The sequence below is a fragment of the Halomonas bluephagenesis genome, from assembly GCF_054790765.1.
This window is the reverse complement of the sequence record NZ_CP133631.1, coordinates 2602718-2616580: the sequence shown is the minus strand read 5'-3', so window position 1 is coordinate 2616580 and position 13863 is coordinate 2602718. Positions and strand designations below refer to the sequence as shown.

Annotated in this window: 15 protein-coding genes; 2 read left to right on the top strand and 13 right to left on the bottom strand. The window is 53.7% G+C overall.

Annotated elements, in window-relative coordinates:
• Positions 1-25: 25 nt before the first annotated feature.
• Genes REH51_RS11780 through REH51_RS11770 form a run of 3 tightly spaced genes read right to left on the bottom strand, consistent with a single transcriptional unit; the run spans position 26 to position 1412 of the window.
• Entirely contained in the window at positions 26-457 is a 432-nt protein-coding gene (locus tag REH51_RS11780; RefSeq protein ID WP_050801106.1) for an META domain-containing protein, read from the bottom strand.
• A gap of 45 nt (positions 458-502) precedes the next feature.
• A complete protein-coding gene (gloA, locus tag REH51_RS11775) occupies positions 503-943 on the bottom strand; it encodes a lactoylglutathione lyase (protein WP_009724170.1) in 441 nt (146 codons plus the stop codon).
• Between the two features lie 19 nt (positions 944-962).
• Positions 963-1412, bottom strand: coding sequence for a DUF411 domain-containing protein (locus tag REH51_RS11770; protein WP_498935823.1), 450 nt, complete (start codon positions 1410-1412; stop codon positions 963-965).
• A 77-nt stretch (positions 1413-1489) separates the two neighbouring features.
• Here REH51_RS11770 and REH51_RS11765 point away from each other — a divergent pair, with 77 nt between their 5' ends.
• Positions 1490-2560: a metal-dependent hydrolase gene (locus REH51_RS11765; protein ID WP_009724168.1), complete on the top strand. Its 1071-nt coding sequence runs from the start codon at positions 1490-1492 to the stop codon at positions 2558-2560.
• 30 nt (positions 2561-2590) lie between these two features.
• Here the strand turns inward: REH51_RS11765 and REH51_RS11760 are convergent, their stop codons facing one another.
• The 8 genes from REH51_RS11760 to rho form a co-directional block, all read right to left on the bottom strand.
• Positions 2591-3331: an MliC family protein gene (locus REH51_RS11760; protein WP_009724167.1), complete on the bottom strand. Its 741-nt coding sequence runs from the start codon at positions 3329-3331 to the stop codon at positions 2591-2593.
• 133 nt (positions 3332-3464) lie between these two features.
• The gene (locus REH51_RS11755; RefSeq protein WP_498937747.1) at positions 3465-3977 is read right to left on the bottom strand and encodes a DUF3087 family protein; all 513 of its coding nucleotides are present in this window, start codon (positions 3975-3977) and stop codon (positions 3465-3467) included.
• Positions 3978-4066: 89 nt separating this feature from the next.
• A complete protein-coding gene (locus tag REH51_RS11750; protein ID WP_498935821.1) occupies positions 4067-5146 on the bottom strand; it encodes a 3-deoxy-7-phosphoheptulonate synthase in 1080 nt (359 codons plus the stop codon).
• Between the two features lie 3 nt (positions 5147-5149).
• On the bottom strand, positions 5150-5326 hold the full coding sequence (locus tag REH51_RS11745) for a hypothetical protein (protein ID WP_009724164.1): 177 nt from the start codon (positions 5324-5326) through the stop codon (positions 5150-5152).
• A gap of 376 nt (positions 5327-5702) precedes the next feature.
• Positions 5703-5831 carry a hypothetical protein gene (locus REH51_RS11740; protein WP_009724162.1) on the bottom strand — a complete coding sequence of 43 codons (129 nt, stop codon included), beginning with the start codon at positions 5829-5831 and terminating at the stop codon, positions 5703-5705.
• A gap of 59 nt (positions 5832-5890) precedes the next feature.
• Positions 5891-6670, bottom strand: a complete 780-nt coding sequence (locus REH51_RS11735; RefSeq protein ID WP_009724161.1) for an NAD(P)H-flavin reductase — start codon at positions 6668-6670, stop codon at positions 5891-5893.
• Positions 6671-6712: 42 nt separating this feature from the next.
• A complete protein-coding gene (ubiD, locus tag REH51_RS11730; protein WP_009724160.1) occupies positions 6713-8206 on the bottom strand; it encodes a 4-hydroxy-3-polyprenylbenzoate decarboxylase in 1494 nt (497 codons plus the stop codon).
• Between the two features lie 70 nt (positions 8207-8276).
• Positions 8277-9536, bottom strand: a complete 1260-nt coding sequence (gene rho / locus REH51_RS11725; protein ID WP_009724159.1) for a transcription termination factor Rho — start codon at positions 9534-9536, stop codon at positions 8277-8279.
• 465 nt (positions 9537-10001) lie between these two features.
• Here rho and ppx point away from each other — a divergent pair, with 465 nt between their 5' ends.
• Positions 10002-11537 (top strand): exopolyphosphatase, encoded by a 1536-nt coding sequence (gene ppx / locus REH51_RS11720; protein WP_009724158.1) that lies wholly within the window; start codon positions 10002-10004, stop codon positions 11535-11537.
• Here the strand turns inward: ppx and tilS are convergent.
• On the bottom strand, positions 11518-12804 hold the full coding sequence (gene tilS / locus REH51_RS11715; RefSeq protein ID WP_498935819.1) for a tRNA lysidine(34) synthetase TilS: 1287 nt from the start codon (positions 12802-12804) through the stop codon (positions 11518-11520). The genes ppx and tilS overlap by 20 nt on opposite strands.
• Positions 12785-13741, bottom strand: coding sequence for an acetyl-CoA carboxylase carboxyltransferase subunit alpha (locus tag REH51_RS11710; RefSeq protein WP_009724156.1), 957 nt, complete (start codon positions 13739-13741; stop codon positions 12785-12787). The genes tilS and REH51_RS11710 overlap by 20 nt, the downstream gene beginning before the upstream one ends.
• Positions 13742-13863 lie beyond the last annotated feature (122 nt).

Here is a 13863-nt window from a genome sequence, read left to right as displayed (position 1 = left end):
TTGCGATCAGATGCTAACTGAAGGCTTAGTTGGCTTCGCGCCAGCCGCCCAGCACCCGACTATCCGGGCCGAAGAACACCAGCCGGTCGTGGTCGATTAGGTAGCGGTAGGCCGTGTCGAGCATATCGGTTACCCGCTTGGAATCTTCCATATTCGGGCAGGCCATGCGAGTTGAGGCGAGCTGACTAAACTCGATACGTTGGTTTTCCCCCAGGTTCACGCTGCCGGTAAAGCGGTTACAACCATCCGAGCCGCTCACACTGCCGTCGCGTCCAATTTGAAAGAACGGCGTATTAGGTAATGACACCCGTTCATCGGTACCTACTAGCAGTAAATTCCAACGTTGATCGACTATCGGCCCTGACAGCGAAACGCTTTCCGGCACTGCCGTGCTCTCTTGCTCTGGCGCACTGCTACATGCACTGATTAGCAGCGCAGTAGCCACACCGACTAGCATTGCTCCAAATTTGACCGTCACTGTCTCATGCTCCTTATTGAAAAATCACCAGCTTCCACTGTTTTCCATTGACGCCCATGGCTCCTGAGAGGGTAGCGCATCGCCTTTTTGTAGTAGCTCGACAGAAATACCATCGGGCGACTTCACAAACGCCATATGCCCATCCCGCGGCGGACGGTTAATGGTGACGCCGTTATCTTGAAGCTTTTTGCATAGCGCGTAAATATCGTCGACGCGATAGGCCAAATGGCCGAAGTTGCGTCCACCAGTGACCTCTTCTGGATCCCAGTTATAGGTCAGCTCAAGTTCGGGAGCCGTTAAGCGTTCGGAGCGCGCTTCATCTTCCGGTGCAGCAAGAAAGACCAGGGTAAAACGGCCTTTTTCGTTTTCTTTGCGGCGCACTTCTTTCAACCCCAACAGGTCGCAGTAAAAATTCAACGACGCGTCCAAGTTGCTTACCCGTACCATGGTGTGCAAAAACTGCATGTCATCCTCCCTTCATCATTTACTGGGTATATTCGCTAAAGATAGCAGAGGTGCTGTCGTTGCGGGTCCAGCTGAGAACGGCGTAATCATCAACTCGGCCTGTTTCCATGCCCGGAGAACCATGCGGCATGCCCGGCACCGTTAGCCCAACCACTTCTGGCTGCTCTTCCAACAGTTGCTGGATATCTGACGCGGGCACATGGCCTTCAATGACGTAGCCCTCAACGATAGCCGTGTGACATGAAGCGAGTTCGGGCGGAACGCCATTGGCCATTTTGATAGACCTTAGGTCGCCATCGCGGTGATGGTTAACATCAACCCCAGCCTCTTCGAGATGGCTCACCCACGAGCTGCAACAACCACAGTTAGGGTCACTGTGCACATCAATAGTAGGCGCTGCCAAAGCGTTGAGCGAATATGCGGCAAGAAGACTGACTGCCAGACGCTTAATTAGACGATTTTGTGACATTTAAAAACCCTCCTCACAGATCTGTATAATAATACATTAATTGCTTGGAATTCGGGGGCCACCCCAAGGAGACATTCGTGGATTCAATCACACAAGCTGCACTGGGGGCCGCCATAGGTGGTGCGGTGTTGGGCAAACGACTGGGGCGAAAAGCCGTACTTATTGGTGCGCTGCTCGGCACGTTACCCGACCTTGACGTAGTGCTCGACTATGGCGATGCCGTGGCCAATGTGACAGAGCATCGCGGCTTTAGCCACTCGCTATTTGTGCTGACCGGCTTAGCCACGGTATTGGCGCTGCTGTGTAACCGTTTCGCGCCTACTCGTGCTATATCCTTGGGAAGATGGTGGTGCTTTTTTGCGCTCATATTGATCACTCACCCGCTGCTGGATTCATTGACCACCTATGGCACTCAGTTGTTCTGGCCGCTAGATAAGCCGCCTGCAGCGTGGCCTATCGTGTTTATTATCGACCCTTTCTACACCTTGCCACTACTGGTTGCGCTGATCATCGCTGTTGCCGCTAAAAAAGTGCGCAAGGCTTGTACGATCGGCTTAGCAGTATCCAGCATGTATTTGCTGCTGGCGGCAGGCGCGAAATGGAGCATTGAGCAACGCTTAGCGCCAGCGCTAGCCAACGCTGGCTTGCAGACAGCCCCCGTATTGGTTCAACCGACACCATTTAATATTGCACTGTGGCGCGCCACCGTTATTGACGGAGATCGCTATTTTGAAAGTTTGATCAGCGTATTTGATGGCCAGCGCGAGCCAACACTTGAACCTATAAAGCGCAACGGCGCACTTGAAGAAAGTGCGTTGGCAGGGCCGCTAGGGCAACGACTAGCCTGGTTTACTGGCCCATTTTTACGCTATGACACACAGTGGCTCGATGGCCAGGAAACGTTGATCGCTACGGATATTCGCCTCGGCTTTCCAGGGTTTCATCCGTTCAGTTTTACCCTGGCAACCCGGGATGGTGACCTTTGGCGCCCAGTAGAGATCAGCGAAGAATTAGACACTTCCCCCAGGCTCCGCTTTACAACACTGTCCAGGCTCGCTGCTAGAGCAACAGGAAATGTTACCGCACTATGCGCTAGCGATTTTATTGAACATCACTGGCGTGCCGAGCCTTTCCTTTACCGTTGCTGACACACCAATGGATTCAAAAGACCGTGCCGACTAGGGGGCAATGCCCTGGCCACAGCCCTTGTACTGTTCGCCGCCTATCGTTAGCGTGACACGGGCAGGATACGGCTGGCCTTTCATGTCATCAAAACAGGCGCCTGACTCAATGCGTACGCGGAAAAATTGCTCAGCGTTGGCATTCTCAATCACCACTCTCCCTGCCTCATTGTCCATGACACTGACCATATAGGGCATGGTTTGCGTTTCGCTGCCGTAGGCCGTTGTCCAGGTCATCACTGGCGCGTCATTGGCAAGTTCAATCGACCAGCCTGGCTCATTACCACGCCCCAGGAACATTACGCCGGGATGATCCGCACGTGTTGCTGCTGCTCGACGCAGCCCCTGCTGACATTGAAGCTGACCACGCGGCGTTTCCACCTGCGCCTGATCACCACGGTTCCAGAAGCTGACCTCACCATCTTGATAACGCGCACCGCTTGCCACAATTGCTTCCGGCAAACGCCAGGCACCGTGTAGCGACCAAAGACGTAGGTTATCGTCGTTCACCGCAGTGACCAGGTTCTGATTTGCTGGCAGACACTCCCAAGCGTCAAAGTGTGACGCGCTGCCAGGAAACAGGGCAGCAGGCAGTAAGGGGGCACTGCTGTGAACTGTTGTTTTAGACGCTCCATCAGCAGAATCAGCAGGCGTTGTCCCCGTATTTGCACAGCCTGCCAACGCAACCGTGGCAGTCAGCGCAATTAAACCGGTTAACCGATTAGGTAAGTAAGTCATGCATCCTGCTCCCTGTTGTCATCACTGTTGTTAACGCTATTACTATCGTTACCGTTATCTTTACTATGCCTTTTACCATCATAGATACCTTCAATGGAGTCTACTCAGCGTTCGGCATCCATCTATTGATACCCTAGCGACGCTTAAATGCTTTTAAGTCCTGCGGATCAAAACTGTCAACGTGATCTGGCAGCCCCAACTCTTCGCGTTTTAACTTTATCTGCATTTTTTCAGCTAGGCGTTCAGAATCATCATCGGTAGTACGGCCGTTAAGTTCAGCGAGCTGCGTCATGCCTTGATGGTAAAACGTCACTATATCCAGCGCCACACGATTATCTTCTTCCACGCCTCGGCGCAGTGGTTGTAGGTAGCCACTAATATGGGAAAGATGGTGTTTGAGCTGCCATACGTAGCGCATTTCAGTCATCCATGGGCGATCCTTGAGCACCGCAAACAGCGCGCTGGTGGCCAACAAACCAAGGAAGCCCCCCAACCCGTTGAGCCATAAACTGCTGCCAAAAGCGGAAGTTAACAGCATCGAAAAAAGTAACCCGAAGACAATTAATTCCCCTGCCATAGCAATACTGATCATTCGCGCCTTGCGCTGGTAGCTACTGGGGTTATGCTGCTCAAGGGTGAAGACCATGGCCAACCTCATCATCAAAAGTAGTCCCTTATGATACGGGGCTGGCCAGGGCAAACAAGAGATTATCAAACTGCTGGCAGATAACAGTGTTAACTCATTCGCTCAGCAGCGGTTTTTAACAACCGTTCGGTGGTTTCCCAGCTCACGCAGGCATCGGTCACCGATACGCCGTAGCGCATCGCATTGGGCGACAGCGCTTGCTTACCTTCAAATAGGTGGCTTTCGAGCATTAACGCTACTAAGTTGGCATCGCCCGCCTGGCGCTGCGCCAACACATCGAGCATCACTTCGCTTTGGCGTCGGTGATCTTTTCGCGCATTGGCGTGGCTGCAGTCCACCATTAAGCGTGGGTTCTGCCCCGCTTCACGCAAGGTATTCACCGCTGCTCGCACATGGTGCGCCTGGTAGTTTGGCTCACCGTGCCCACCCCGCAACACCACGTGAGTATTGGGGTTGCCAGCGGTTTCCTGCATGATCGGACGCCCTTCTTTATCCATTGCGAAGCGCTGGTGAGAATGAGCCGCTGCTTGCATAGCATCAATGGCAACCTGAACGTCGCCGCTGGTGGCATTTTTGACCCCCACCGCTGCCGCGAGATCACTCGCCAGCTCGCGATGCAACTGCGACTCAGTGGTACGAGCACCAATGGCGACCCAGCTCAGCAGATCATCTAAGTAGGGCGCTAGCATGGGCTGTAAAAGCTCTGTGGCCACCGGTAAGCCGCGCGAGGCAACAGCGTGCATAAGCTCACGAGAGAGGGTAATGCCCTTTGGCATATCGCCACTACCATCTAGCCCAGGATCGTATGCCAACCCCTTCCATCCCACCGTGGTGCGCGGTTTTTCCACGTAAACACGCATTACCGGTAATAGTTGCTCGCTGACCTCATCGCTGAGCGCAGCCAGTCGGTCGGCATACTCTAACGCTGCATCTGGATCGTGAACTGAGCAGGGGCCAACAACCACTAACAAGCGGTTATCCTGACCATTCAGGATACGCTGAACCGCTTGGCGCTGTTGGGCAATTTGCTCACCCAGTTGGCTATTGATAGCGACACTGCGGCGTAACTCTGCTGGCAAAGGCAACGGCTGCGATGAGGTCGAGGGGCTGTTTGTTAATGACGCTCGATTTGACAAGGTTGTGCAAGCAGGACTGACATGGGCATTCATAACTCAACTCTCCAGAAGCATGTGACATCGTGATAACAACAACTTGCCACCCTGGCTTGCACGGTCGGAGGTGGCAGCTTGCACCGACCGCGCGTCGCTAAATCGCCAGCCATAGCCATAACCGATATAGTTGGCAACGTTGGCGAGCAGATTAGCGAGAGAGTTTGCGCGGTACATCATGGTGCAGCTCCTGGATGAAAGTCCTGTGAAACCCAAATAGTTAAACTAAATAAACAATTGAAACGAAAGAAGCCCCGGTTGGGCTACCAACCGAGGCTTCTTTGCATGCGGCAGGCAACCTAGTCGGTGTGCCTGATGACGCGACGCTACTGGTCGGCCAAGGGCACACCGTGGCTAAACCAATAGGCAGCATAAAAGAACGCAGCAACGCACGCCCACGCACTAGCCGCCAATACCGGCTTTGCTTGTGTGTGCTGAATGCATTGTGCTGTGTGCATGGCTGCGTCCTAATTCACGATTCTAGTTCACGTTGATCGTCGTAAGCGATCATCTTTAATAGCTTAATCCTGCCTGCATATAAACAAAATGGCAACCATCATCCGCCAAATGCTTGTATCCAACCAATTGTTGCGGGCAGTGCGCTCATGCTCACCAGCACTACAAGACCAAGTACAATAGCGAGCAAACCTGATTCGTCTTTAAAGTTGTCGTCATGGTCGGCCATGGAAGCCTCCTTTTTATCGATATCGGCACATGCCGTACGGCAGTCATTGGCCGATCATTTTAGTGAGGGCGCGGCGCGTAGGCAAATACATCCGAGAACATTCGCTCATTGCTAATATCTTTTCGCTCTAGCACATCAACACAGGCGTAAACCATCCCCGGCGAGCCCGATAGATAAATATCACAGTCGCTGGGCGCCAAGGCAGCCCCTGCAAGTTCGCTCTCAAGTGCACTTTCCAGCACTAGGTCAATGCGTCCTTGATGGTGTGAAATACGTTCACCAACCGCTAGCGGCTCCGTAAGCGGAAACTCAGTCACCGCTTGAAAAGCAACATTTGCATACTGCTGTGCCCACTCGCAGGCGAGGTCTTCAGCATAAAGATCGCGATGCTCCCGGTTTGCCCACCATAACGAAATAGGTCGAGCAGGTTGCTGCCGCAGCGCCGCTTCTACAATGGCTTTCATCTGTGCAAAACCGGTGCCTGCCGCTACCAGCAGTAGCGGACGCTCACTTTCGGCGTCCAGTACGCACTCACCGCTGGGCAATCGTACGGTCAACTGGTTGGCTACCTGCAATAGTTCTCGCAGGCGAGCAGAGTTGTCCCGCTCAGGCCAGTGCTGAATATGCAATTCGATAATGCCATCACCACGTTCAGCGCTGGCAATGGAAAACGGTACCCAGGTGCTATCGTCTAGTTTCAGCTCTAAATACTGCCCAGGCGCATGCTGCATGGCTTCGGGCCGCCCTTCCAGGGTCACCCCAAAGACGTCGGGATTTAAATCCTCAACGGCAGTTACCTGGCAGGTTAACGTCTTGCAAGTTGACGTGCTTGCGCTCATGAAAGCCTCTTTATGAAGAATCGTCCGACCTGCGCCACTGGGTTAGCCGTGGCGAGGTGTGGGTAACGGGATATCAATGCCCAGCTCGTCCCAACGCTCGTCAACGCGGGTCTTTATTGAATCGTCCATCACGATGGGGGTCCCCCACTCTCGATCCGTTTCACCTGGCCATTTATTGGTGGCGTCGAGCCCCATTTTAGAACCCAACCCGGACACCGGAGACGCAAAGTCGAGGTAATCAATGGGGGTATTTTCCACCATCACGGTATCCCGTGCTGGGTCCATACGCGTGGTAATTGCCCACATCACGTCTTCCCAGTTACGCGCGTCGACGTCGTCATCCAGTACAATGACAAACTTGGTGTACATAAACTGACGCAGAAAACTCCAAACGCCCATCATGACGCGCTTGGCGTGACCTGGGTACTGCTTCTTCATGGTCACGACAGCCATCCGATAGGAGCACCCTTCTGGCGGTAGGTAGAAGTCGACAATCTCGGGGAACTGCTTACACAGGATCGGGACAAACACCTCGTTAAGCGCGACGCCGAGAATAGCTGGCTCGTCGGGTGGGCGGCCGGTGTACGTGGAGTGATATATCGCGTCACGCCGCATGGTCATCCGCGTGACGGTAAATACAGGGAAGTTATCAACTTCGTTGTAATAACCGGTGTGATCGCCAAACGGCCCTTCCGGCGCCATATCGTCGGGGTAAATAAACCCTTCAAGAATAATCTCGGCAGACGCAGGCACTTCCAAATCAGCGTGCCCACACTTGACAAGCTCAGTACGCGAACCGCGAAGAAGCCCAGCAAACGCGTACTCGGAGAGAGAATCGGGTACCGGTGTAACAGCGCCTAATATTGTTGCAGGATCAGCCCCCAACGCCACCGCCACAGGGAATGGCTCACCAGGATGCGCTTTTTGAAACTCAAGAAAATCCAGCGCGCCGCCGCGGTGGGAGAGCCAACGCATGATCAGGCGGTTTTTACCGATTTTCTGCTGACGATAAATGCCGAGATTTTGCCGCTTCTTATGTGGACCTTTGGTAATCACCAATGGCCAAGTCACTAGCGGAGCAGCATCGCCAGGCCAGCAGTGCTGGATTGGCAAACAACCTAAGTCAACCTCATCACCTTCAAACGATAGCTCTTGCACTGGAGCACGCTTGACAATTTTCGGCCCCATGCTGAGCACCTGCTTAAAAATCGGCAGCTTGTCCCAGGCGTCTTTTAGCCCTTTGGGTGGATCGGGCTCTTTTAAAAACGCCAGAAGCTTACCTACTTCGCGCAGCGCCTCTACCGAATCCTGTCCCATGCCCAGCGCAACCCGTTTAGGCGTACCAAACAAATTGCCCAACAGCGGCATGTTGTGCCCCTTCACATTCTCAAACAATAATGCAGGGCCACCGGCACGCAACGTGCGATCACAAATTTCGGTGATCTCCAGATAAGGGTCAACTTCTGCTTTAATTCGCTTAAGCTCACCCTGCGCTTCTAACGCCTTAATAAAATCGCGCAAGTCGTGGTACTTCAAGGCACTCTCCTCAAGGCACTTCCCCCGGCTGTCAGACGTTTATCGCTAGTGCTTGGCCATCATGCTGCGCCTATCGGCGCTTCATCGCTTCAAAGAACTCCAGGTTCGTCTTGGTATCTTTCAGACGATCAATCAGGAACTCAGTAGCAGCCGTGTCTTCCATCGGATTTAGCAGCTTGCGAAGAATCCACATGCGCTGCATTTCGTCTTCAGACGCCAGTAGATCTTCACGACGTGTACCACTGCGACGGATATTGATCGCGGGGAACACGCGTTTCTCAGCCAGCTTGCGGTCAAGGTGCGCTTCCATGTTGCCGGTACCCTTGAACTCTTCGAAGATGACTTCGTCCATTTTCGAGCCGGTATCAACCAGCGCGGTGGCGATAATCGTCAGGCTACCGCCCTCTTCGATATTACGCGCAGCACCGAAGAAACGCTTTGGCTTTTCAAGGGCATGAGCGTCCACACCACCGGTTAGCACTTTGCCGGAGCTGGGTACCACGGTGTTATAGGCACGTGCCAGACGAGTGATAGAGTCGAGCAGAATCACCACATCTTTCTTGTGCTCTACCAGGCGCTTGGCTTTTTCGATAACCATTTCTGCAACCTGCACGTGGCGGGCAGGTGGTTCATCGAAAGTAGAGGCCACCACTTCACCGCGCACGGTGCGTGACATTTCGGTCACTTCCTCAGGACGCTCATCGATCAGCAATACGATCAGATGGCACTCAGGATTATTGCGCGTAATGGACGTCGCGATGTTCTGTAGCATTAGTGTCTTACCCGCTTTGGGCGGTGACACCAACAGACCACGCTGACCTTTACCAATGGGCGCAGTCAGGTCAATGATGCGCGCAGTAAGATCTTCGGTGGAACCATTACCGATCTCCATGCGCATCCGGTCGTCTGGAAACAGCGGCGTTAAGTTCTCAAAGAGAATCTTATGCTTGGCATTTTCCGGACGATCAAAGTTGATCTGACTAACTTTGAGCAGGGCAAAGTAGCGCTCACCTTCTTTAGGCGGACGGATTTTGCCAGAAATGGAGTCGCCTTTACGCAGATTGAAACGACGGATCTGGGACGGCGATACGTAGATATCATCCGGTCCAGCGAGGTACGAGCTGTCGGCGCTACGCAGGAAGCCGAAGCCATCCTGAAGGATTTCCAGCACACCGTCGCCATAGATATCCTCTCCGCTTTTAGCATGCTTCTTGAGGATGGCGAAAATGATGTCCTGCTTGCGCGAACGGGCTAAGTTGTCGATACCCATCTCGCGGGCGATATCGAGCAGCTCGGGAACGGTTTTTTGCTTGAGTTCAGTGAGATTCATCGGTGTGTTAGAAAGTTGCTCATGAAAGCTGGGCGACAAGCGCCGGGAATAAGACAGGAGGCGTGGCCTAAGTAGGGCTAAGCGCCGAGTGATGCGTTCAGAACCCCATCTAGGCACACGCTCAGATACTAAAAGCTGGGCAGTCTTGAAACAAATGCCAATAAAGGAGTAACGGCATAGGTGACTGCTTAGCGTGAGGGTGCTAATAAACTAGTTAATCTGATCGGCACAGAAAAATGCTGTTTCAGCGGGTTATCTGACGACTTGGACATCTGGCTGATGCCATTTGGATACGTACTGCTCGGAGTACCCGAGTAATACGCCTGTTTAATAGGCAAACAAGCCAACTCGGATAAAGCCAGTAGTTCGATGGTAGTCAAGGCCCGCGATAAACGCAAGCCTTTGACAATTGACAATACTAATGGGGCACCGCAACCTTGGCATAGCCACTAGGAAGGAAAGCCCATGCCCAAGGAAATTTCGCTCTCTCTCACCGCGCCGTCGGCTGAACTGGATAACACCGAACCGCAGCGCTTAGCCGCCATCGACCTGGGTTCGAATAGCTTCCACCTGCTGGTTGCTAATTATCAACACGAGCGCCTTCAAGTCGTTGCCAGGATGGGTGAAAAAGTTCAGTTAGCCGCTGGGCTAGACGAGAACGGCTATTTAAGCGAAGCAGCGATGCAGCGCGCGTTGGATTGCCTAGGACGCTTTGCGCCGTTTCTCACTGGCATTGAGGATGCCAACCTGCGCATTGTCGGTACGAATGCGTTACGCGATGCCTATAACAGTCAAACGTTTATCGAGCGCGCCGAAGCGCAGCTTGGTCACGCCATCGAAATTATTGCTGGCCGAGAAGAGGCGCGTCTTATTTATTTAGGGGCTGCCCATGCGCTAGCCGAAAATGGCCGCCGTTTGATTGTTGATATCGGTGGCGGATCGACGGAATTTATCATTGGCGAAGCTTTTGAGCCTAGAGCGCTTGAGAGCTTACGCATGGGCTGCGTCACCTTCAGCGGCCGCTTCTTTCCTGATGGTGAACTTAGCGAAAAGCGTATGCGTCGTGCTGAGCTGGCCGCTTTGTCAGAACTGGCCAATATTCAGCGTCCCTATCAACGCCTTGGCTGGGATGACCCGGTGGGCTCCAGCGGAACGATAAAAGCTGCCGCTAGTGTGCTGTTCGCTTACGGCGATTCGCCCCAGGAGGGCGTCATTACGCGTAGTGGATTGAAGAAGCTGCGTGAACGCCTGTTAAAATGCAAACAGCTGGATAAAGTTGAGCTAGACGGCCTAAAACCTGATCGAGCAAAAGTCTTTCCGGCAGGTATCGCCATTTTAACCGCTATTTTTGAAGCCTTTAATCTTTCCCAAATGCGCTTTGCGGATGGTGCCCTGCGCGAAGGTGTGCTTTATGACATGGCGGGGCGAAATAGCGCGGAAGATACCCGCTCTAAAAGTTTGGATGCGTTGAAGCGGATTTATGATGTTGATTCTCGGCAGGCAGAAAATGTTGCCGACACTGCCCTTCGCTTATTTAATGAAGTTAAAAAGGCCTGGGGACTAACCCTAGAGCAAGGCCACTACCTTGTCTGGGCAAGTCATGTACATGAAATTGGCTTGGCTATTTCTCATAGTCAATTCCATCGCCACGGTGCCTATTTGTTAGAGCATTCCGACTTGGCTGGTTTTTCACGCCCAGAGCAGCGTTTACTAGCGTTTTTAGTGCGCGCCCATCGACGCAAGTTTCCAACGAAAGAGTGGCAGGCACTGCCCGCCTCACACCAGGAAGGTTGTGCCAAGCTTGCTCGCCTGCTGCGCCTTGCCGTGCTAATTAATCACTCCCGGTCTGAAAACGCCCCGCCGCTACCAGAGATTAGCGCGGAGGGTGAAGCGCTGACGATGACGCTTCCCCCCAGCGATGAACCGACGCTGTTAAGTACCGATATGGAGCAGGAGCAGGCGTATATGACAGCGGCTGGTTTTACGTTTTCGGTAGCATAGGAGTCAGCTCCCCCCTTTCAGCCTGCCACAACACATCAGCAGGTGGGCGGATAACACCCAAACATAAATCACCATCCATCACTACAATCAAACGCTCACGCTCCCAGGGCGGCACCCCCCGCTCTTGGAGTAAGCGTTTAATATCGCGTCGGCCGCGCTCTTTTAACGCAATCACCTCACCACCACGCCGCCAGCGCAGCGTGACGCGGCGAGGCGGCATCAGTGATACTTCCAGCTTGCCTAAAGGGGTTGCCTGCCCTGGCGCCCCCTCCCATTCGACTTCCCAATTAGGCAGTGGCTGAAGCGGCGTCATAAGATAGAGGCGGCGTCGCCAAATCCGCGCGTCTGCCCCTGGCCATACAATGTTCACCTGAGCGTCGTTCGCCGCATCTAGCTGCGCAAGCAGGCTTTCGAGGCGTTTTTGAGGAGGCACCGGGAGACCTAGCTGTTCACAAAGCGCACGCACGAGCAGTCGCTGGCGAGGCAAGGAGCGCTGACTAAGCAACGTCGCATCCATGCAGTGCTCTCCTCGCATTAACGTTGTCAGCTCTTCCGCGGCATAGGCCATCAACAGTTGGTCTGCTTCACCAGCATGTTGAGCACTGTTGGCCAGGGCACGAGCAGCCCCAGGCCAGCGTAGCTGCAGTACAGGCATCACTTGATGGCGTAAACGGTTGCGGTCAAACGCGATGTCGCGGTTTGTCGGGTCTTCGCACCAGCTTATTGATAACCCATGCGCGGCATCAGCCAGCGTCTGCCTGCTGACACTCAGCCAGGGGCGCAGTAGGGTGAGTCCCTGCCACTCGCGGCAAAAAGGCATACCCGCCAAACCACGCACACCACTGCCGCGCAGCGCTGCCAACAGCAACGTCTCCGCTTGGTCATCTTGGTGCTGGGCTAGCCATAGCGTATCGCCAGCAGGAATATTCGCCATGAACGCCTGATAGCGCGCTCGCCGCGCCGCCCCCTCAACACCCTCGCCCTGAGTGTCTACAGCGACGTTTGCCGTCACTAGCGATATACCAAGTGCATCACACAGCGCCAGACAATGCGCTTCAAACGCGCTGGCTGCGGCCTGTAAGCCATGGTTAATATGAATAGCCCGCATAGGGCGATCCGCGTCTCGACAAACCTGAGCGGCCAACGTCAGCAGCAGCGAAGAATCTAGCCCACCGGAAAGCGCCACCCAAACAGTACGCCCCGGCGGGGTCTCCGCCAGGGCGTCATTCAGTAAACGTAACAGCGGCTTAGGCGGCTGGGGCGCCATAGCTCATCAATCGTTTATAGCGGCGCTCCAGTAGCGCATCGCTATCAAAGCTTTGCAGGCGTTCCAGACTATTTGCCAAAGCCTCTTTAACGCGTTCAGCCGTGGTCAGCGGGTGACGATGAGCACCACCCAACGGCTCTTTAATCAGCTCATCAACAAAGCCAAGCTCTTTGAGGCGCTCAGCAGTGATACCCATGGCTTGGGCGGCATCAGATGCTTTTTCAGCGCTCTTCCAAAGAATAGACGCACAGCCTTCCGGAGAAATAACCGAATAGGTGGAGTACTGAAGCATATGTAGCTCGTCGCACACACCGATGGCCAGAGCACCGCCAGAACCACCTTCGCCCACCACGGTGGAGATAATCGGCGTTTTCAGACGTGACATCACCGCCAAATTATACGCAATGGCTTCCGACTGGCCGCGCTCTTCCGCATCAATTCCCGGATAAGCACCAGGTGTATCGATAAACGTTAAGATGGGCATTTTAAAACGCTCGGCCATTTCCATTAAGCGACAGGCTTTGCGATAGCCTTCTGGACGCGGCATACCAAAGTTGCGACGCACTTTCTCTTTAACATCGCGACCTTTTTGATGGCCAATGACCATCACCGGCTGGTCGTTCAGGCGAGCAATGCCTCCTACGAGGGCCGCATCATCGGCAAAGTTGCGGTCGCCGTGAAGCTCATCAAAGTCGCTGAAAATATGCTCAAGGTAATCCAACGTATAAGGACGCTGCGGATGGCGGGATATCTGGGAAACCTGCCAGGGCGTTAAGTCCTTGAAGATCGATTCGGTTAACTTACGGCTCTTCTCTTCTAACCGCGAGATCTCATCAGAGAGGTTCAACTGGCTATCGGAGTTGACTAAACGCAGCTCCTCAATTTTTGCCTGAAGCTCAGCAATGGGCTGTTCAAAATCGAGATAATTAGGATTCATCGGCTCTGCCTGTAAGCTGCCTATAAAAAAAAGAAGCCTTGTCGAAACGGGCATGTATGAAGGGCATTATCGCACCCTGAACCTGCCACGCAAGGCAGTACCCTTTCAATTAGCGTGGCGCA